Origin of the sequence: Clostridium sp. AF02-29, from assembly GCF_934835585.1 — a bacterium.
In the GTDB taxonomy this organism is placed as follows: Bacteria; Bacillota; Clostridia; order Lachnospirales; family Lachnospiraceae; genus Otoolea; species Otoolea fessa.
In genome coordinates, this window is record NZ_CAKVZK010000009.1 from 1 (window position 1) to 20,817 (window position 20,817).

The 20,817-nt window shown below is 51.5% G+C and carries 15 protein-coding genes, 2 tRNA genes and 1 other RNA gene; 1 reads left to right on the forward strand and 17 read right to left on the reverse strand.

Annotated elements, in window-relative coordinates; translation table 11 throughout:
* Positions 1 to 492: 492 nt before the first annotated feature.
* The 8 genes from PUQ60_RS03790 to ffs form a co-directional block, all read right to left on the reverse strand.
* Complete coding sequence (locus PUQ60_RS03790; RefSeq protein ID WP_273378841.1) at positions 493 to 1,227, reverse strand: CvpA family protein; 735 nt, start codon at positions 1,225 to 1,227, stop codon at positions 493 to 495.
* Entirely contained in the window at positions 1,212 to 2,036 is an 825-nt protein-coding gene (locus tag PUQ60_RS03795) for a Cof-type HAD-IIB family hydrolase (RefSeq protein ID WP_118473065.1), read from the reverse strand. Before PUQ60_RS03795 ends, PUQ60_RS03790 begins: the two co-directional genes overlap by 16 nt.
* 120 nt (positions 2,037 to 2,156) lie before the next feature.
* Entirely contained in the window at positions 2,157 to 4,403 is a 2,247-nt protein-coding gene (locus PUQ60_RS03800) for a procyclic acidic repetitive family protein (protein WP_273378837.1), read from the reverse strand.
* 90 nt (positions 4,404 to 4,493) lie between these two features.
* A complete protein-coding gene (gene recR, locus PUQ60_RS03805) occupies positions 4,494 to 5,093 on the reverse strand; it encodes a recombination mediator RecR (protein ID WP_022359051.1) in 600 nt (199 codons plus the stop codon).
* A 3-nt stretch (positions 5,094 to 5,096) separates the two neighbouring features.
* Entirely contained in the window at positions 5,097 to 5,450 is a 354-nt protein-coding gene (locus tag PUQ60_RS03810; RefSeq protein ID WP_022359050.1) for a YbaB/EbfC family nucleoid-associated protein, read from the reverse strand.
* Positions 5,451 to 5,607: 157 nt separating this feature from the next.
* The gene (dnaX, locus tag PUQ60_RS03815; protein ID WP_273378833.1) at positions 5,608 to 7,227 is read right to left on the reverse strand and encodes a DNA polymerase III subunit gamma/tau; all 1,620 of its coding nucleotides are present in this window, start codon (positions 7,225 to 7,227) and stop codon (positions 5,608 to 5,610) included.
* 17 nt (positions 7,228 to 7,244) lie between these two features.
* Positions 7,245 to 8,324, reverse strand: coding sequence for an ATP-dependent 6-phosphofructokinase (locus tag PUQ60_RS03820; protein ID WP_117796688.1), 1,080 nt, complete (start codon positions 8,322 to 8,324; stop codon positions 7,245 to 7,247).
* A 336-nt stretch (positions 8,325 to 8,660) separates the two neighbouring features.
* An RNA gene (ffs, locus tag PUQ60_RS03825) (signal recognition particle sRNA large type) lies at positions 8,661 to 8,923 on the reverse strand.
* Between the two features lie 272 nt (positions 8,924 to 9,195).
* Between ffs and PUQ60_RS03830 the strand changes: the two genes are divergently transcribed.
* Complete coding sequence (locus tag PUQ60_RS03830) at positions 9,196 to 10,221, forward strand: branched-chain amino acid aminotransferase (protein WP_118293773.1); 1,026 nt, start codon at positions 9,196 to 9,198, stop codon at positions 10,219 to 10,221.
* A gap of 55 nt (positions 10,222 to 10,276) precedes the next feature.
* Here PUQ60_RS03830 and tadA read toward each other — a convergent pair whose 3' ends face one another.
* The 9 genes from tadA to PUQ60_RS03875 all read right to left on the reverse strand — a co-directional run bounded on the left by tadA (position 10,277) and on the right by PUQ60_RS03875 (position 20,756).
* Positions 10,277 to 10,765: a tRNA adenosine(34) deaminase TadA gene (gene tadA, locus PUQ60_RS03835; protein ID WP_117796687.1), complete on the reverse strand. Its 489-nt coding sequence runs from the start codon at positions 10,763 to 10,765 to the stop codon at positions 10,277 to 10,279.
* Between the two features lie 184 nt (positions 10,766 to 10,949).
* Positions 10,950 to 12,311, reverse strand: a complete 1,362-nt coding sequence (locus PUQ60_RS03840; RefSeq protein ID WP_273378827.1) for a DUF6128 domain-containing protein — start codon at positions 12,309 to 12,311, stop codon at positions 10,950 to 10,952.
* A gap of 139 nt (positions 12,312 to 12,450) precedes the next feature.
* A tRNA-Leu gene (locus PUQ60_RS03845) sits at positions 12,451 to 12,536 on the reverse strand.
* A 33-nt stretch (positions 12,537 to 12,569) separates the two neighbouring features.
* Positions 12,570 to 12,651 (reverse strand) — tRNA-Tyr (locus tag PUQ60_RS03850).
* A gap of 156 nt (positions 12,652 to 12,807) precedes the next feature.
* A complete protein-coding gene (locus PUQ60_RS03855) occupies positions 12,808 to 14,973 on the reverse strand; it encodes a glycoside hydrolase family 13 protein (RefSeq protein ID WP_118570755.1) in 2,166 nt (721 codons plus the stop codon).
* 502 nt (positions 14,974 to 15,475) lie between these two features.
* Complete coding sequence (gene ftsH / locus PUQ60_RS03860; RefSeq protein WP_333490970.1) at positions 15,476 to 17,284, reverse strand: ATP-dependent zinc metalloprotease FtsH; 1,809 nt, start codon at positions 17,282 to 17,284, stop codon at positions 15,476 to 15,478.
* A gap of 57 nt (positions 17,285 to 17,341) precedes the next feature.
* Positions 17,342 to 17,866: a hypoxanthine phosphoribosyltransferase gene (hpt, locus tag PUQ60_RS03865; RefSeq protein ID WP_022360393.1), complete on the reverse strand. Its 525-nt coding sequence runs from the start codon at positions 17,864 to 17,866 to the stop codon at positions 17,342 to 17,344.
* The gene (gene tilS / locus PUQ60_RS03870) at positions 17,859 to 19,202 is read right to left on the reverse strand and encodes a tRNA lysidine(34) synthetase TilS (protein ID WP_273378822.1); all 1,344 of its coding nucleotides are present in this window, start codon (positions 19,200 to 19,202) and stop codon (positions 17,859 to 17,861) included. Before tilS ends, hpt begins: the two co-directional genes overlap by 8 nt.
* 135 nt (positions 19,203 to 19,337) lie before the next feature.
* A complete protein-coding gene (locus PUQ60_RS03875) occupies positions 19,338 to 20,756 on the reverse strand; it encodes a SpoIIE family protein phosphatase (RefSeq protein WP_107001691.1) in 1,419 nt (472 codons plus the stop codon).
* Positions 20,757 to 20,817 lie beyond the last annotated feature (61 nt).

Sequence of the window (20,817 nt, forward strand, 5' to 3'; positions counted from 1 at the left end):
ATTTTCAGGGTTTTACATACTGTTCAGTTTTCAAGGTTCTTTGTTGTTGTCTCATTGACAGCTCATTTATATTACCACAAGCAGTTATCTTTGTCAACAACTTTTTTATTTTATTTTTCGCAACTGAGCTTTCGCTCAACAGCTTGAATATCATATCATAGGCAGTTGTCGTTGTCAACTATTTTTTCTTAATTTTCAAAACATTTTCGCAAATAAGAAAACCTGTGATATTCGATTTTCCCTGCATATGCAGACCAACGTCAAAACACGTTAGAGTTAGATTTTACCATTTCAGCATTAACTTGTCAAGGGATTTTCACTTGTTTTTTCGCTGACATATTCCATACAGAATCATTGCGTATCCTTGCGGAGCGTTTATCTCAGTGGGAGTCTTCTCGACTGAGATAAAAAATTTGGCACACCTAACTCATCACTAAGTAGCGAGCATGCGGTGTGCCGTTTTTCAATATCACATTTTTTCTCTATAAGCTTTCAAATAATCCGTTTCACAACACCCATCAGGATGCTTCCAAGCATATTGTGGTCATACAGCCAGGTCAGCCAGATATTGCTTTCTATCTGGTTCAGGAAAAGTTCACCAATCGCCGTTGCCGAGAACAGTGTAATAAGCAGTGCTGCAATCCAGACGAAAAAGATCCCTTCCGCACCCCCCAGCGCGGCACCTGCCAGACGGTTCAGCCCCGATATGATCGGCAGCCGGGAGACCACATTGAGCGATACGGACAGAACACGCAGTCCGCCGAACACGGCTGCAAACAGCAGAAAAAAACTTATAATATTGATCAGGCTGTTTGCCAGATAACGGCTGACGTAGTGGGTAAAGCTGCTTACACCCAGCGCCTCGTAAACTTCGCTGTTATTATTCTCCAGAAGCGCATCCTTTAACTGTTCCGGAAGATCCATTTCTTCAATAATACTGCGCTGTACGGATGGCGGCGCCGCGTCAGCTGCCTCATTTTCCGCCTCATCGTCCTTTTGGATAAATTTCGTCACGCTGTCCTCCACCGCCTGATAGACCACCTCATTGCTGCGAAGCAGATTCGCGACAGACGGCGCACCAAAATGAACCACCCCCAGCGACAGCACCAGGGAAACGGCCGAGACTGCCAGGCGGACGAATCCGCGGTAATGCCCGTACAATACCATGGAAACCAGATAGACTGCCACCACCACGAACAGCCAGTTTTCTTTTATATAAGCACCCATTGTCTGATCGCCTCCGCTACGCCCTCTTCCCGGTTCGAAGCGGCAATCCGGTCTGCGCGTTCCTTTAAAAATGGGGCGCCATTTTCCATCGCCACGCCGATTCCTGCTGCCTCCAGCATGGGCCAGTCGTTTTCGCCGTCTCCAAATGCCATCGTCTCCTCCGCTTCAATTCCCAGATACTGACAGAGATTCCGCAGCCCGCTCCCCTTTGTGATGCCCGCCGCGTTGAGTTCCAGATTCCACGGAAGCGAGGAGGTCACCAGAACCTCCGGCATCGCTTCCAGCTTTGCCCGGACTGCCTGCTTGCTCTCCCGGTCCTTAAAATTTAAATTCATCTTCTGCACCGGGCATTTTTTCTCCCGCAGATACTCCACCATGTCAGTAACTGCCCGGCGCGTCGCCCGGATATAGGCGCATTCACGTTCCGGTATCCCGTATTCTTCCAGCTGTGCCAGCAATCGCGTCTCGCTGACGCCGCCCTCCGATACATACATATCGTAAATAACCGGATGCCGGCGCAGCACCTCAATCACCCGGATCGTCTCTTCCCAGCTCAGGCAGCTTTCCGACACCCAGGTATTTTTCCCGAAATCCCGGACGACCGCCCCATTTGTAAATATGCCATAGTGGACGCCCGGCAGGCTCAAAACCTCCTCTGGCACTGCCGGGAGCGCGCGCCCGGTCGCCGGAACAATCTCAATCCCCCGCTGCGCGCACAGTTCCATCACCTGTCTTGTTTTTTCCGACACGTGCATTTTTTCATTTAACAGTGTCCCATCTAAATCGAGGGCTATTAACCGTGTTCCCATCTTTCTCTCCCGTATCTCTTTTTACTGTCCACTACCAGAAAACGCTGCCAGGAAGCATTCCCCCGCAGCGCTCTCTTTTACTAATTAGTTTTAATTTTAAAATTTCTCGAATTGTTTTAATTAATCAAAGAAATGTTTCTCTTTCAGAATCAGAAGTCCATCCTTATCATATTTCGATGAGAACAGTCCGCTGAAGGATTTCTTCTCCGCCTTATCTGCAGCTTCCTCGATCAAATCTTCGGCACTTGTCTTGGTAAGCGGTTCTCCGTCCTCCTCCATCATCTCAGCGCGCTCGTACAGAGCCAGCATGCTCTTTCCCGAAATACTGCAGTCGATCTCCGATGCATATTTGCAGGCATACTGAACAAACTCCTCAACATCCATATCGCCGGACTTTTTGGACGGTTTCTCTTCCGGCTCATCCTCTGGATAATTGGAATACTCGTCGTCCTCGCGTTCGTCTTTATAGCTGTCTTTGTAATCGTCCTTATAATCATCACGATAGCCGCCACGCGCATAATCATCCTCCGGCTCATACTCGTCCTTCTCGTAGCGTTCTTCTTCGTCTTCATACTCCGGCTCGTCATCGCGTCTTGCCTCTTCCTGACGGCGCAGTCCTTCTCTCTGCCGCTCTGCCAGACGGCGATCTTCCTCCGCTTTACGCGCTTCTTCTGCCTCTTTGGCTGCCAGCGCCTGTGCTTCTGCCTTGGCGCGCTCTTCTTCCTCACGGCGGGCTGCTGCTTCCTGCTGTCTGCGTTTTTCCTCTGCCTCTTTTTCTGCCTGACGGCGGATCTCCGCTTCACGCTCTGCCTGGCGTTTTCTGGCTGCTTCTGCTTCCTGCTGCGCCTGCTGGCGTTTCAGCTCTTCCTCGCGCGCCTGTGCCAGCTTCGCTGCATCGTCTTTCTGGTTTTCACAGCCGATATACTGGAAACGCACTGCTAATGCCGGATATGCGCGGTGCATCTGCTCTAAACGTGCCTGCGTATCAATCAGAACAACGACCATGCCGGTTTCATCCTGTGTCATCAGTTCTTCCAGCTCTTCCACCGTCAAATCGTCCAGATCGGCTGCATGCTCGACCACCAGATCCTTGCCTGCCAGGCGCTCCGCCACCGATGCGATGCCGCGATGGGAAAGGTTTGCGCCGCTGATCTTGGCAACCGGATGCTTGATCCCCAGCTCGCGGTGAATCTTTTTCAGGGAATCAAGTGCCATCGCAAGACCGGCTGCCGGATCTTCCGCCTCGATCATCAGATGATTCGATTCCTTGATCTCCTCCTCTTCCTCTTCCGGTTCGAAATCCCAGTCTTCCACTATGGTTTCCTCTTCCTCTTCAAATTCATGAATCGGAGCTTCCTCGCTCTTTTCCTCTGCCTCTGCCGGTTCCAGGTCGCGGACATTCCTGAAAACACGTGTCTCCCCTTCGGATGCGCCCTCTTCCTCATCGTAAGGCTTGATCTTGGACACTTCTTTTGCCAGCGCTTCTTCCGCCTGTGCTTCATGAAGGCTTGCTACTACATCCTCGTCCAGCGCAGCCTTTTCTACTTTCTCGTCCGCCGGTTTTGTCTCGGCTTTCGGTTTTCCAGCCTTCTCTTCTGGCTCTGCCTGCTCTGGCTGTCCCTCCGGCTCATTCTCCGGTTCGTCGTCCAGCTCTGCCTCCGGCTCATCCGTATCCAGATACTCTCCTTCCGGTTCCGGCTTGCGGTATGTACCGTTCTTGTACTCTTCTTCCACCGCACGCAGCTTCTCTTCGTACTTCTCGCGGTTTTCTACCAGATCCATCTGATATTTCGTCAGCGGCGCATACTGAAGTTTCAGTTCCATTGCCTTGTCCACATATTTGCCAAGACCGAACATCAGCATGATCTTGTCGCAGATCCGCACACAGTCGTCCGCCTGGTTCGCCTGATGATAAAGCTCTGCCAGGTGGTACAGCCATTTCTCATCCAGCTCTTCCTGACAATATCTCTCCAGAGAATTGATCTGCTGCTCTAACGGCGCATCCTTCGCCTCCAGAATCAGGAAACGAAGCAGGTACTGGCGCGGGTCATCGCCGGACAGCTCACAGAACTCCCGGTAATATGCCTCTGCCTCCTGAATATTATTTTCACGCAATGCAAGGTCAGTCAGCTTATATAAAAGCCCCTTTCCAAGCGGCGCTCTCTCATATGCCAGCAATAAAATATCCTTGGCATCCTGATACTCTGCATTTTTCTCATAAATCTGGGAAATCATCGTAAGCAGGCTGGTGCTGCGTACACGACGCCAGTCGATGGTATCGGCGATCTTCATCGCCGTCTCGAAATCTCCCTTGTTAACCAGTTTCTTAATCTGCTCTACCTTGATGTTAAACTCGTATTTATCCATCTTATGCATCTCCTAACTTCCTGCCGCGGCAGAAGTTTTATTGTTACTGTTCACACATACGTGCCCAGTAACGTTTTATTTGCTCACCGGCTACAGCTCTGTACGCCCATCCAGCGCGCGCAGAAGCGTTACCTCATCAATATATTCCAAGTCGCCCCCGACCGGAACGCCGCTGGCGATTCGCGTCACCCGGATCCCTGTCGGCTTAATCAGCTTGCTCAAATACATCGCAGTCGTCTCGCCCTCCAGGCTTGAATTGGTTGCGATAATGACCTCACGAACCTCCTCTTTCTGCAGGCGAGTCATCAGCTCCTTGAGCCGGATGTCGCCCGGCCCGATCCCCAGCATCGGGGAGATCGCCCCATGCAGCACATGATAGACCCCGTTGTATTTTCCTGTCTTTTCATATGCCGCCAGATCGCGCGTATTTTCCACCACCATGATCGTCTCATGATCACGCCGGTCGCTGCTGCAGATCGGGCACAGTTCCTTATCAGTCAATGTGCAGCACTCCTTGCAGTAACGCACATTCTGCTTGGCTTCCAGAATCGCGCCGGACAAGTGCCTGACCTGTTCTTCCGGCATATTGATGATATGAAATGCAAGACGCTGCGCCGATTTACTTCCGATTCCGGGAAGTTTTGACAATTCTTCGATTAGCTTGCTAATCTGACTGCTGTAATAATCCATCGCTTAAAACGGGAATCCGCCTCCCAGACCGCCAAGGCCACCGGTCAACTGGGACATCATCTGGCTGCTGTCCTCTTCCGCCTGGCGGAATGCCTCGTTGGTCGCCGCCACGATCAGATCCTCTAACATCTCGATATCATCCGGATCCACTACTTCCTCAGATAGTTTCACGGAAAGAACCTCTTTTTTACCAGATACGGTCACGGTTACAGCGCCGCCGCCTGCGGATGCGCTGTACTGCTTCTCCTCCAGCTCTTTCTGCTTCTCTTCCATCTGGCGCTGCATTCTCTGCGCCTGCTTCATTAAATTATTCATATTGCCCGGCATACCGCCTGGGAAACCGCCACGTTTTGCCATGGTGTCATTCCTCTCTTTCACTTCTTTTTATTTATATTCAGACTGGCTGCCGATTGCAGCCGGTTCTATATATCATATAAACCCACTAATATCATTTATCTGCATTTAATCATAGCTTCTTGCATTACAAAACAAGGCTCATCTTTGGCAAGCTCCACTACACTGAATCATCCTCTTCGACAATCACATCGGTATGGATTGCATTCTTTAAATCCTCATCACTGACATAAACCGTTCTTTGCGGCACAGCAGATGATTCTAAACGGACTTTAAATTGCAGAGTCTTTTTGTATTTTTCTTGCACTACTTCCTGCAAATTCTTAAGCTCAGGCTCCCGATTGATAATTCCAAACGTATTTTCATCTGTACACACAATGCAAAGGCAGCCTTCGCCCGCCGGTTCTACACTTGTCTTGGGAAGACTGAGTCTAATCGAACCCACAAGCTGGCTCAGGGACGCAATCCGTCCCCATTCTTTCCGCATCAGCATCAGATCTTCGTACTGTGCCGGCGGAAGGGATACCGTCTTCGGCTCAGGCGGCGTTTCCACCACAGCCGTTTTGGAGGATGCCGCCTGCCCCGCTGCCGGTGCAAGGGACGCCAGTTTCTGTAGATTGTCCGGCATTTCCTGCATTTTCTGCTCTAATAGCGTAATCCGCTGTAAAATGGAATCAAGATTCTGTTCCATCGACGGCGTCGTCAGCTTGATAAAGGCAATCTCCACCAGAATCCGCTTCTGCGACGCGTAGCGCAGCTGCCCGGAAAGTTCCGAGAAAATACGGATGTAACGCATCAGCGTTTCCGTATCAACGCCTGCCGCCTCTTCCTTTAAAACTGCCAGATTTTCCTCCGACATATCGAGCATATCGCCCGGTTCGTCGGTCGTCTTGGCAATCAGGAGATTTCGCATATACCAGACGAAATCGTTGACGAGCTGCGAAAGATCGCGCCCCTGGATGATCATTTCCTCAATCTCACGGATGCACGCCTTCGTATCACTTGCAAGCACCGCCTGAAACAGCTTGCTGAACACGCGGTTATCGACCGCGCCCAACACCTCGAGCACATTGTCATACGTCAGCTTTTCCCCGAAATGGAACGCCACGCACTGATCGAGAAGACTTAACGCATCTCGCATCGAGCCATCCGCCGCACGTGCCACATACCTAAGTGCCCGATCGTCTACATCGATCTGCTCCGCCTGCGTCAGCTCCGCCAGCCGTCCCGCGATGGTATCGATCGAGATCCGCTTGAAATCATATCTCTGGCACCGGGACAGGATCGTGATCGGGATCTTGTGGACCTCCGTCGTCGCCAAGATAAATATAACGTAGGACGGCGGTTCTTCCAGCGTCTTTAAGAGCGCATTGAACGCGCCGATCGAAAGCATATGAACCTCGTCAATGATGTAGACGCGGTAGCGCCCATCCGTCGGCGGGTACTGCACCTGCTCCCGGATATCGCGGATATTTTCCACACCATTGTTGGATGCCGCATCGATCTCCACCACATTGAGGGAAGCTCCTGCCGCAATCTGGCGGCACATACTGCACTCGCCGCAGGGGCTGCCGTCCACCGGATGTTCACAGTTGACTGCCCGTGCAAAGATCTTGGCAATACTCGTCTTACCGGTTCCGCGCGTCCCGCAGAAGAGGTACGCGTGCCCGATCCGCCCGGAGTTGATCTGATTTTTCAAGGTCTTTACGATATGGTCCTGACCCCGGACCTCTTCAAAGGACGTCGGACGCCATTTTCTGTACAGTGCTGTATATGACATAAACTACTACTTCCTTACTATTCGTCGCCGAAGCTGATGCCTACATCCTTAGCTTCCCGGATAATATCGCTCTTCGGATCGACCATCTTTAATTTACCGGCAATGTCCGCGAGCGGAATTTTTTCAATCTTATTGTTGTTTAAAGCGACCATATAGCCGTATTCTTTGCGGCGGATCATCTCTGCTGCCTCCGCGCCGAGGCGCGTCGCAATCACGCGGTCATACGGGCACGGCTCGCCTCCGCGCTGCATATGCCCCGGAACCGTCACACGGATCTCCTGCCCCGTCCGCTCGGAAATCTGGGCGCCCAGCTCGTAAGCGACCGACGGATAAACCGGTCCATTTTTCTTTTTTTCTTTTAATTCTTTCTTGGTCAGGGCTGCATTTTCCTTGGAAATCGCGCCCTCTGCGACCGCCAGAATCGTGAAATTCTTGCCATTTTTAGTACGGCTGCGGATCGCATTTACCACCACATCAATATCATACGGGATCTCCGGCAGGAGAATGATGTCAGCTCCGCCCGCGATGCCTGCATAGAGCGCCAGCCATCCCACCTTGTGCCCCATGATCTCCACGATGAAGACTCTGCCATGAGACGCCGCCGTCGTATGAATACAGTCGATGGCATTGGTCGCTACATCAACCGCACTATGAAATCCAAACGTAAGATCGCTGCCCCAGAGATCGTTGTCTATGGTCTTCGGAAGAGAAACGATATTGAGTCCTTCCTCCCGCAGCAGATTTGCCGTCTTCTGGCTGCCGTTGCCGCCTAAAATGACGAGGCATTCCAGTTTCAGCTTGTAATAGGTGTGTTTCATCGCTTCCACTTTATCCAGACCGTTCTCGTCCGGCGTCCGCATCAGCTTGAAAGGCTGTCTGGAAGTTCCCAGAATCGTACCTCCGCGTGTCAGAATCCCGGAAAAATCCGACTGTTTCATAATCCGGTAGTCTGCATACATAAGACCTTTATAGCCGTCTTCAAATCCAACTATCTCTATGTCATCGAACATCTTGTACAGCGATTTTGCCACGCCTCGCATCGTCGCATTTAAGCTCTGGCAGTCGCCGCCGCTGGTTAACATACCGATTCTTCTCATGAGCGTTTTCCCTTTCTTCATAACCGTCCAGTACCTTCACAGTTACCCTTATTCTAAGTTTCCAACAACCCCCATATCAGGATAAACTACACCCATTTTGTAATTATAATACAATCATATCCCGCGGGCAAGAAAAAATTCCTTACAAATATCATAGACATAAAAATACCGGGATACGCGCTTTTAATCTGCTCCGGCACGGTATTCCTACCCCTTGGCAAATCAAATTCCACATATCCCGGCTATATTCACACACCTGCAAAAATGCTTGTTTCTGTATCTATTATTTTCTATTTTTTATTTCATAGGAAGCAATTTCCTATGAAATAAAAAAATCCGCACGCCCGGCTTCGAACGTATGCCATGGACGTTACCCTGACAGTTAACTCGGTCCAGGCTGCCTTGCGGCACACAGAAGCTTCTGCTTAGTGCTGCTGCATTCCTGCCCTGACACGGTTCACAGATTTCTGTTGCGCAAGACCCAGACTTCAACGCCACTTTTCAGGGGCAGCCCCACAGTAAAAACGCCCTCGGTCGGACAACACCCCTGCTATAGCGGATTGCAGGTACAGGGCACCGCTAACTCCCCGGCTGTGCGGAAACTTTATGACTTGATCTTATATGACGGAATGACTTGCAGACCGTCAGCCTGTTTAGTATACATGGCAGCCGCCGTTTTGTCAAGCCGGAGCTTGACTAACAAGCATTGTATAAAAATACACAAGAATACATTTTATTGTTTTTTTATCATTTTTTATCCCAGAATCTTGCAACAGAAGAAAGAAATCATTATAATAGGTATAAATCTAGCGACTGCAAAAAGTCAAACAGTTACTAAATCATAAAATTCTGTAAGATTGGAGCAACGATTATGGAAAAGAAAAATATCGACTGGAGCAACATCGGTTTCGGCTATATGCCAACGGATTACCGCTATGTTTCCATGTACCAGAATGGTTCCTGGGACGAAGGCGTCCTTACCTCCGACCCGAATATTACCTTGAATGAATGTGCCTGTGTTCTGCAGTATGCACAGACTTGCTTCGAGGGTCTGAAAGCGTATACGACCGAGGACGGCCATATCGTTACGTTCCGTCCTGACTTAAACGGCGAGCGTATGGAGAATTCCGCAAAAGGTCTTGAAATGCCGCCATTCCCGAAGGAGCGCTTCGTAGACGCCATCACAAAAGTAGTAGAAGCCAACGCAGCATTCGTACCGCCGTATGGTTCCGGTGCAACCCTGTACATCCGCCCGTATATGTTCGGTTATGATTCCATTATCGGCGTTAAACCGGCAAACATCTATCAGTTCCGCGTATTCTGTACACCGGTTGGCCCGTACTTCAAGGGCGGCGCTAAACCGATCACCATCCGCGTCAGCGATTTCGACCGTGCAGCACCTCACGGAACCGGTCACATCAAAGCCGGATTAAACTATGCGATGAGCCTGCATGCGATCGTCGATGCTCATAAGAACGGTTTCGATGAGAACATCTACCTGGATCCGCAGACACGTACCAAGATCGAGGAGACCGGCGGCGCAAACGTTATCTTTATCACCAAAGACGGCAAGCTGGTAACTCCGAAGTCCAACAGCATCCTTCCGTCTATCACACGCCGTTCTATCCTGCAGGTTGCAAGAGATTACCTTGGCATGGAGACCGAAGAGCGTGAAGTATACTTAGACGAAGTAAAAGATTTCGCAGAGTGCGGCCTGTGCGGTACCGCAGCTGTTATCTCCCCGGTTGGCAAGATCGTTGACCACGGCAAGGAAATCTGCTTCCCGGCAGGTATGGAGAAGATGGGTCCGGTTACCCAGAAACTCTACGAGACACTGACCGGCATCCAGATGGGTCACATCAAAGCTCCGGAGGGCTGGATCCACGTAATCAAATAAGGACTGTATTTTTCGGTTTGAATGGGAAATATGGAATGCAAAAAGCTGGTGGAAATCATTCACCAGCTTTTTCTTCTTTCTTCTTTTTTCTCTTTTCACGCAATTCTTTGAAAAATTCTTTCAACATCATCGAACATTCCTCGCCCAAAAGTCCTTCTTCTGTCTCCACCTGATGATTGAATCCTTTTTCATCCAGAAGATTCAGTACCGAACCGGCGCAGCCGGCTTTCGGGTTCATGGAACCGATGTAAACTTTCGGAATCCGCGCCTGCACGATCGCCCCTGCGCACATCGGGCACGGTTCCAGCGTCACGTACAGCTCGCATTCTTCCAGGCGCCAGTCGCCCATGCGCTTGCACGCTTTTTTGATTGCCGCGATCTCCGCATGTGCCAGCGCGCTATGATCGACCATCCGGCGGTTGTAACCCCTGCCGATGATTTTGTCCTCATACACGATCACGCAGCCGATCGGCACTTCTCCGAGCGCCCAGGCTTTCTTCGCCTCGCGGATCGCCGCTTTCATATATTTCTCTTCCCGTGTCAATTTTGCTGCCACTGTTTTTTCCTCCGTTCAAATTCATCCGCTTCCAACAACAGACATCCTTATCCCAGTTTCCCGACAAGTTTGATCCGCTACCAACCAAACACCTGAAAGCATTTGACCCGTGTCCATCCTACCCAGAAAAGCTATCCTTTGTCAAGAGTTCTCTAAAAGGATCGACCGGCTTTTATGTAAAATTCAAATCCGTATACCAATACCCGAACCGGCTGTCGCGCGGCGGCTGGCGGGTAGAACGGACAAAGCGGTCAAAGCCGAACATCGCCGCCATATATTTTTCATTGTTTCCATAATGTCCCGGCACGCCCAGAATGTAGCGCCCCCGTTCGCCAGATTTCCCCAGCCTCGCCAGAATCAGATATCGGTAGTTGTAGTAACCGTGCAGAAGAAAGCTGTTATTTCCATACACCCAGTTTTCCCGCGGCAGAAGCCCGATATCCTGCGGTTTGATTACCAGAATCTCGCAGCCGTCGGAGCATTCGAAGGCGGTTACTTTGGGATAGGCAGCACGCAGACGGTTCCAGAGGGACTCGGCGGGATCTTCTTTGGGAGATTCCTTGGAAGAATCTGGTTGCGATTGTTTTTGATTTTGAGAGTCTGACTGAAATGCCTCTTGATGGTCTGGTGGAGAATCTGGAAGCGCCTCTTTCCGGACTTCCCGGGTGGATTCTTGAGAATCTTTCCGCCGCGCCTCTGTCTGCGCTTCCTGATAGGATTCCTGAAAACTTTCCTTCGGTGTCTCCGTTTGCACTTCTTGAGTGGATTCCTGAAAACTTTCTTGCGGTGTTTCCGTTTGCGCTTCCTGAACAACTTCTGCCTCTTGATGATCGGATGTTTCTGAGATATCTGGAACCGCTTCCATGGTTTCCGTGTCCTCGAAAATCTCCAGGTTTGAATCCTCCAGCTTTTCTGGCTGGGGCTGGCTGATTCCGAAGTCCGTTTCGTTTATATTCACAGCTTCATTCTTCTCTGTCTCCGTGGATGTGTCCTGACTCTCCATTTCTCCCGACCGGGTAAGTTCTGACGCCTCATCCAATTTTTCTTTCCCTACAGACGCGCTGTTCACTTCCCCAGATACATTCTCTGCCAGTTTCCGCGTTGCCTCTTCCTTCTCCGCTTCCTGCTCCCGCACTTTCTCAGCAGTCACATCCGCCAGATCAACCTCTGCCGCATGCGCGACGGCATCTTCCCAGATCGTCGTATAGGCACGCCATGCGCTGTCCGTCTCATGAAGAGTCAGACCACAGCACTCTTCCATATTGCAGCCGCTTCCTTCAATATTTTCACAATTGACGACGGCACGGAACTCCCCATTTCCGCCACGGACAAACAGGGTGCCAATACGGATCTCCTCCTGCCCTGCCAGAAGGTATACGCCGATCGGGCTGCCGCCCGCAAAGACACGGCGGACGCTGACCTGAATCCGGCAGGAAGTTCCCCGCGTCTCCAATTTCGCAAATCCCGTATTTTTCCCTTTGATTCCGCCCTCGTATGCATAGATATATGATATTAACCGATGATATGCAGACATGTTTTCACTCCTTTGCTTTGTATTATATGCAAAAGAAGCGCCGGTTTATGACAGGATTTCTATATCCTGATATAAACCAACGCTGCAAATACGTCCGTATAACGCAAAATCGGGAACAGTTAAAAACTGTTCCCGATACTGCCGGCGACCGGAATCGAACCGGTACGAAGTTTAACCCTCGCAGGATTTTAAGTCCTGTGCGTCTGCCAGTTCCGCCACGCCGGCATCATGATTACTCATGACTGGCACAAAGCCAAATGGATGGAGGTGGATTCGAACCACCGAAGCGAGACGCAACAGATTTACAGTCTGCCCCCTTTGGCCACTCGGGAACCCATCCAAAATTGCTCTGACAGTTGAAGATTATAGCATGGCCGTCTCAAAAAAGCAAGTGTTTTTATATATTTTATTTAATATTTTTATTTCCATTTTTTCCTGCTTTTGATTCTTCTCGCTCAACTGCCAGAAATCATATATCTTGTCGAAGCCGCATTTCCTACAATGCCGTATCATTTCCCGTCAAAACGATACTTCCGACCGGTGGGATTTTCACCTCGATATAGCCGTCCTTTACCTCATGTTCAACCTGTCCGGCGTTGTAACCGTCCTCATAGGTCATCATTTCCCGGCGCAGGACCGCCCCGTCGCGCGCCCCGATCTGCCAGACCGGAATCTTGAGCGTCAGCCAGTCATCACCTGTATTGACCGCCGTCACGCCGCAGCACGCGCCGCCAGCTCTCTGAGCACTCTGAAAACGTCCATAGGCAATATAGCCATCTCCCGCCGCCAGCGCTTTCAGGGAACCATTTCTAAATGCCGGACAGCGTTTCCGGATGCCGCTCATGTAGCGGTGGAACTCGATCAGCTCCAGGTTTTCCCCGCCCCACGGGTACGTCCGGCGGCTGTCCGGATCGGTCCATCCACAGACGCCCGCTTCATCACCGTAATAGATCGTCGGCGCGCCCGGCCAGGTCATCTGCATGACAACACCCTGGCGGAAAATGCCATAGCTGATCCCTTCCTCCGCTGCTTTTGCACCTGCCGACGCAAGGCGTCCCACCCGGCGGTTTGTCCGCGTCATAAAGCGGGAGTGATCGTGGTTGGACAGCTCGTTCATCGCACACTGCACGGAAGCCGTCGGCATTTCACTCATATGGTAGCGCATCGCCTCAAAAAAGGCGCATCCATCCCCAAACAGCGCCGGATTTTCTTCGTCACTGTGCTTCTCCATCCCGGTCAGAAACCATGACAGCGGCTCCATAAACGCATCATAATTCATGACCGTATCCCACTGATCGCCCTTCAGCCAGTCATACGGGCTGCCGTAATGTTCCGCGATCATGACCGCCTCCGGATTTGCCTCCTTGACTGCCGCGCGGAAATCACGCCAGAACTGATGGTTCATCCCGGCACTCCGCCCCAGATCTGCCGCCACATCCAGCCGCCAGCCATCTGCTCCAAACGGCGCCGACACCCATTTTTTCGCAATTCCCAGAATGTACTGGTACAATTCCGGCGATTCCTCGTAATTGAGCTTCGGAAGCGTCGCGTGTCCCCACCAGCCGTCGTAGCTGTCATTAAACGGCCAGGCATTTTCATTGTGAAACTGGAAAAAATAGCGATACGGGCTGTCCTCCGAGACATATGCCCCCTGCGGATAGCCGCCCGCGTGCTGGTACAGAAGTTCCGCATCCAGCCATTTATTGAAAGAACCACAATGGTTGAACACACCGTCCACCAGCACCCGGATTCCCCGCTTGTGCGCTTCCTCAATCAGGCGGGCAAAAAAGGCATCGCTCGCCTCCAGGTTCTGCTCATCCGCCGTCCGCGTCATATATTTATGTGCGCGGTCATTGTCCGTATCTTCCGGGCACACCAGCCCGTCTGCGTCCTCCAGAATCACTCCATAATGCGGATCGATATGGTCGTAGTCCTGACAGTCATACTTATGGTTCGACGGTGATACAAATACCGGATTTAAGTAGATTGCTTCTATCTTGAGACTCTTTAAATAATCAAGTTTATCTAAAACACCCTGCAGATCACCGCCGTAAAACCGTCCCACATCGAGTGTACTGATCGGTTCCTTCCAGTCCGTCACCCGGGTGACCGGTTTTTTCAGATAAATATATTCATTGGTTTCCGTATCGTTTGTAGGATCGCCGTTGCAGAACCGATCCACATAGATCTGATACATCAGCGCGCCCTTGCTCCACTCCGGCACATGAAATCCCGGAATCAGGCGGAACGGGTGCGCCGCCGCATCCTCTGTCAGCCCGATCCGGTTGTAAAGACAGACGTTCTCGCCCCAGGTTACCTGAAATACATACGAAAATGTTTTCGTTCCCAGAGTCAGCGCACAGCTGTAGTAATCAAAACGGCTGTCTGACTTGTCAGCCATACCGCTACCATCTATGCCTCGATTTGTATCTGCACCGTTCCCAACGCTGCCAGCACAGCACTCCCACGAAAGCCGTTTCATCTGCCACTCCTGCAAAAGCGCCCCGGTCTCCGGGTCATATTCCAGCAGTACAACCGCATCTGCTCCATTTTTCTCTGTTCTGAAATAAAATGTAACGACTTCACCCGCATCTGCCTCCGAAGGACAACGGTAATCCTCTGTCTCGTCGCAAAATAGCGCGTCGCGATTGATCTGCTCCATCTGTTTCCCTTTCCAGCGGTTTCACCGCTTTCACAATCATGTTATTTTCTGCCCATATTTTACAGGATTTCCCAAAATTACACAAGTTATTTTCACACCCCTAATTTTAGGTAATAAAAAAGAATGTGCCTTGGCACATTCTCGCGCCGAGCGCGGTCGCTTGCGACATGTTTCTGCTTCGCGCGAGTGCGCATCCTCGCGGAGCGTTTTTTGTTTCATAGGACGTAATTTCCTATGAAATAAAAAAGGTCAGCGGGGTAGCTGACCTTTTTAGGAGAAGGTATTTCGTTTTATGGGGTGTAGCAAAAACTATATAATGTATTGGGGGGGGTTACGTCTATTATAATAGCATAGGAGCGGAAATAAGTGTGCACAAACATCGTTTTATTTCGATTTCTTTTTTGTGCAAATCAACACTCTCTCCCGAAATGTCCAGCAAAATCCGCCCGAAATTTGCATAAAAGAAGGCTTATTTCCAGACCTGTTTCATGCTTTGAACTTTTTATGCTTCTGTCACCGGAGTTTCAGCTTCCCCTGACGGCTTTTCTCCATCCTGGAACAGCGCTTCAAACTCAGCCTGACCGATCTTCTCTTTCTCCATCAGCAGGGCACAGCAGGAATGAAGGACATCCTCGTGATCGAGAATGATCTGTTTTGCCTTGGCATAGCATTCGTCGATGATGCGTTTTACCTCGCTGTCGATCTCGCTCGCCACTTCCTCGCTGTAGGTTCTCGTATGCGCCAGGTCGCGGCCAATAAAGACCTCGTTGTTGTCTCCACCGTAGTTGATCATGCCCAGTTTTTCTGACATACCGTACTCGGTTACCATCGCGCGCGCCATCGAGGTCGCCTGCTTGATATCCTGGGAGGCGCCGGTCGTGATGTCGTCAAAGATAATCTCCTCGGCGATTCGTCCGCCCAGCGAAACCATGATATTTTGAAGCATTCTGCCCTTCGTCATATGAAGCTCATCCTGCTCCGGAAGCGGCATCGTATAGCCTGCCGCACCGACACCGGTCGGAATGATCGAAACGGTGTGAACCGGTCCCACATCCGGGAGGACATGGAACAGAATCGCATGACCCGCCTCATGGTATGCGGTAATCTTCTTGTCTTTCTCGGAAATCACCTTGCTGCGCTTCTCAGCACCGATTCCCACTTTAATAAAGGCTTTCTCAATATCCGTCTGGGTCAGGAACTTACGTCCCTCTTTTGCGGTATTGATCGCCGCCTCATTCATCAGATTTTCCAGATCGGCTCCGGTAAATCCAGCGGTTGTCTGCGCGATGCGGTGTAAATCCACATCCTCGCCCAGCGGTTTTTCCTTCGTATGAACGCCGAGAATCTCCTCGCGTCCCTTGACGTCCGGTCGTCCGACTGCCACCTTTCGGTCAAATCTGCCCGGTCGCAGAATCGCCGGGTCGAGAATATCCACGCGGTTCGTCGCCGCCATGACGATGATGCCCTCATTGACTCCGAAACCATCCATCTCAACCAGGAGCTGGTTGAGCGTCTGCTCTCGCTCGTCGTGACCGCCGCCCATGCCGGTACCACGCTGTCTGGCAACCGCATCGATCTCATCGATAAAGACAATACACGGGGCATTTTTCTTGGCTTCCTCAAACAAGTCGCGGACACGAGATGCGCCGACACCGACGAACATTTCAACAAAATCCGAACCGGAAATCGAGAAGAACGGAACGCCTGCCTCACCCGCCACCGCTTTGGCAAGCAGGGTTTTACCGGTTCCTGGAGGTCCGACTAAGATCACGCCCTTCGGGATGCGCGCCCCGACGCCGGTGTATTTCTGCGGATTTTTCAGGAAATCTACGATCTCCTCCAGTTCCTCTTTCTCTTCTTCCAGACCGGCAACTTTGGTAAAGTTGACCTTGCTGGTCGATACCATCCGGGCACGGCTGCGTCCAAAATTCATCATCTTGGCATTTGCCCCGCCGCCGGAACGGGAATTGATAAACATAAACAGGAAGATCAGGACGCCTGCGGACAAAGCGATCGGCAAGATCACCGTCATAAAATAGCTATCCTGGCGGACGCTGGTGGTCGTGTACGGAACCCCCGCCTTGCGCAGCGCCATCTCTACTTCCTTCACATCCAGCACATTGAATTCCTCCCGGTCGCCGGAGGTTGTCTCAAAAACAACCTCACCGGTCGGCACCTCGCGGTTCGGGCGGATCTGTGCGCTCTCTACGGTCTTATTTTCCAGATATACCATGAACTCCGGATAGCTTAATTCCCGCTCCGTCGCCATTCCAGGGACTTTCAACGAGAAAAACATGATAACGAGCAGCATGAGGATCAGAAGCCCCACGCCTCCCATCGACTGACGTTGTTTCAACTGGCTTCCTCCTTATACTTCCACAACACCGATGTACGGCAGGTTGCGGTATTTCTGATCGTAATCCAGGCCGTAACCTACGACAAACTCATCCGGGATTGTAAAGCAGGTATATTTAACCTGAACCTGTTTTTTCACGCGGCGCTCCGGCTTGTCAAGCAGGGTGCACAGCTCGATATTTTTCGGATTTCTCTGTTTTAATACCTCGATCAGATATGCCAGGGTGCGTCCGGAATCGATAATGTCCTCCACGATGATGACATTCTTGCCCTCCAGCGGCTCGTCCAGATCCTTGATAATCTTTACCACACCGCTTGACTTGGTGTCGGAACCGTAGCTGGATACAGACATGAAATCCAGGGAAACCGGAATAGTCAGGCGTTTTGCCAGTTCGCAGGTAAAGAATACGCCGCCCTTTAAGATACAGATCAGGTGGACTTCCTTTCCCTCATAATCTTTGTTGATCTGTGCTGCCACTTCACTGATCTTCTTGTTTACTTCTTCTTCCGTTAATAATACACGAATCTTATCAGCCACTGCTTTTTCCTCCGTTAAATTCCACCTCAAGGATGGTTTTTGTCTGTTCTGTTATCTTATAATATGCGCTGATCCGGTGCCCCACTATCCACAGGATATGTTTTTCTTCCGCCAGAAGCCAGATTTCCTCCCGCTCCTGTCTCGGAATTTTCTCATCGATCATCCAGGATTTCAGCGTCTTCCGACCGCCGGACGGCAGTGTCAGGTAGTCCCCCGGCTGCCGGTGTCTCAGCGATAAGGTACCTTTTATTTTATCATAGTCAAACCATTTCGTATACTGGTTTTTCGGAAATTCATCCCCCTTTTCACAGGGGAAAGTATGCATCTGCAAAAGATTCCCATTCTGGATGCCCGGAAACAAAACCCCTTTTCTTTCCCCTGGATGACTAAGCGGGCGCACTTCAAGAAATCCATATATATTTACCGCCCGGAACCCATGCGGCAACGAAATACTCTTTCCGGTTCCCTGGTGCAGAAGTTCCCGCACCGCCTGCACATGCGTCTCCGTCACGTCCCGGAGCGGCATTTTGCTCTTTAAAAACAACCGCCGCACGATATAACCCTGCACAATCTCCGCCTGTTCTGCCAGCGCTTTGGCATCCGCTTTTCCGTCCGGTGCATGTTTTTGAAACCATTCTTCTGCCACCTCTTCCAGATAGGCATCTGCCTGCCGGATGCGTCTGCCCGCCTGGTCGATATGACGGACTGCCTGTGCATTCAGGCGCTCTTCTACCGCCGGAAGCAGTTCATTCCGAAGCCAGTTGCGGCTGTATTCACTCTCCTGGTTCGTCGAGTCCTCGACCCAGTCCTGTCCCTGCTGCCGCAGCCAGGTCTGAATCTCGCTCCGCTGCGCCCAGAGAAGAGGACGGATGATGCGCCCCCGCACCGGAGCAATGCCGGAAAGCCCGGTCAGACCGCTTCCGCGGAACAGGTTAAAAAGAACCGTTTCCGCGTTATCATCCGCATGGTGGGCAGTGGCGATATGAACCTGCCGAATCTCTTCCTCCCACGCCCGCGCCGTCTCCTCATACAGGCGGTACCGTGCCAGTCGTCCCGCCTCCTCGACGGAACATTTCCGGTCAAGCGCCTCTTTTGCCGCATCGATACGGAACTCATAAAAAGGAATTTCCAGCCGTTCACACAGCATCCGTGAAAATGCCGCGTCCCGATCCGCCTCCGCGCCGCGCAGCCCGTGATGGACATGGAGCGCCCGCAGGGAAATCTGAAACGTCTCCCGCAGCTTCCAGAGTACCAGCAAAAGACCGACGGAATCCGCTCCCCCGGATAAACCGACCAGAACGCCATCCCCCGGCCTGGTCATATGATTTTGTTTCATATAAATTTCTGTTTGTTTCTGCATTCTTTTATATTTCTTTTTATCCCTCTTAAAAATAAATCCACTCGTAACTGTTCAGTACCTTCACAGTATAACGGATCTCCCCTTATTTCTCAACCTGCCAGATTCTACCGTTTATCCACGTTCCAGCACCGTCCCGACCAACACTGTGCAGTCATCCACCACACCCCCGTCCGAAAGCCCGGACGCAAACGCCAGGATCTGTTCTGCCAGTTCCTGCGGGTTGCCGCCGGAAAGGTTTGATACAAATTCCATGAACGTCTCTTCCTTGTGTTCCCCCGGCATCGCTTCGAGAATGCCGTCGCTTATCATAATAATTTTCTCGCCGTCCCACATTTTCCGCGACATCAGAACCGGCTCCGCGTTCTGTACAATTCCCATCGGCAGTCCGCCTGCTTCCAGAAACTCAACACCCTCACGCCCCAGAATAAAGGTCGGTACCGCGCCCAGCTTCATCGCTTCCAGCACACCTGTCCCCAGATCGATACAACATAGATCGATTGTTGCCGGATTCTGCTCCGTGCCCGCCAGCAAAAGCACCGTATTTACCAATTTGAGCGCCGATCGTGCCGAAAATCCCGTCTCCAGCAGGCGCTGGGTCAGCTCAATGACCTTCTCGCTGTCCTCGCTGGCGCTTCTGCCGCTTCCCATACCGTCCGACAGGCTCATAATCACCTGCCCCGGAAGCCCGGTCTGCACCGTACACGTGTCACCTGAAATCGGTTCACCCTCCCTGGGGCTGCACGCCATGCCGTACACCATCCGGTATTTACCTTCTTCCACAAAACGGAAGGTCGCCGCATTGCGGGTGATCAGGCTTTTGCTGTCTTTCGCCACACTCCAGTGGCTTCCGGCGATCGCGCGTCCCAGAAGTTCCGCCACATCCCGCGCCGTCATGCATCGCCCGTTGACGCTGCGGAGTGTGAGAAACGCCTCCTTCTGCTGATTTTCATATTGAAGCACCAGCATGTTGTCCACGCGCAGATGGCTTCTGCGGAGTATCCCTGAAAGCACCTCCTCCCAGGATGCCGTCACATCCGCCGCCTGTTCCATCTGGTTGGAAAATTCCTCCAGAATCGCCGCCAGCTCCCGGAACTGGACGATCACCGCGTCCCGGCTTTCCAGAAAACGGTTTTTCCACCCCAGATTCATCGTCGCCCGCCCGAGACTCCGGTTCAATTCCCGCAAATATGCCTCTCTCTGGGAACAGATCTCATGAAACAGGCGAGGCATGTCCTCCAGGTCGATTTTCCCTTTCTGCTCGAACGTCCGAAGCAGATAATAGAGATAATAACTGTCGTCCCGGCGGCTGCCATAATACAGGTTGCACCGTGTACAATCGCCGCATACCGCCGACGCCGCCGTCTGCATTGCCGCCAGCCCGTCCTCCTTCGTCAGATGCCCCTGCCCGCCGATCTCATCCGCAAATGCCTGCGCCAGACCGCCCAGCGACAGTGCCATACTCTTTAAACGTCTTGCCGTGTAGACGTTGACATCCGCCATATCTCTATGTAAAGTTCTCCGTTTAAGCACAAAAAATCCCTCCTAACCTGTATAACGCCATTATATACAGGCTGGAGAGAAATATTTGTCA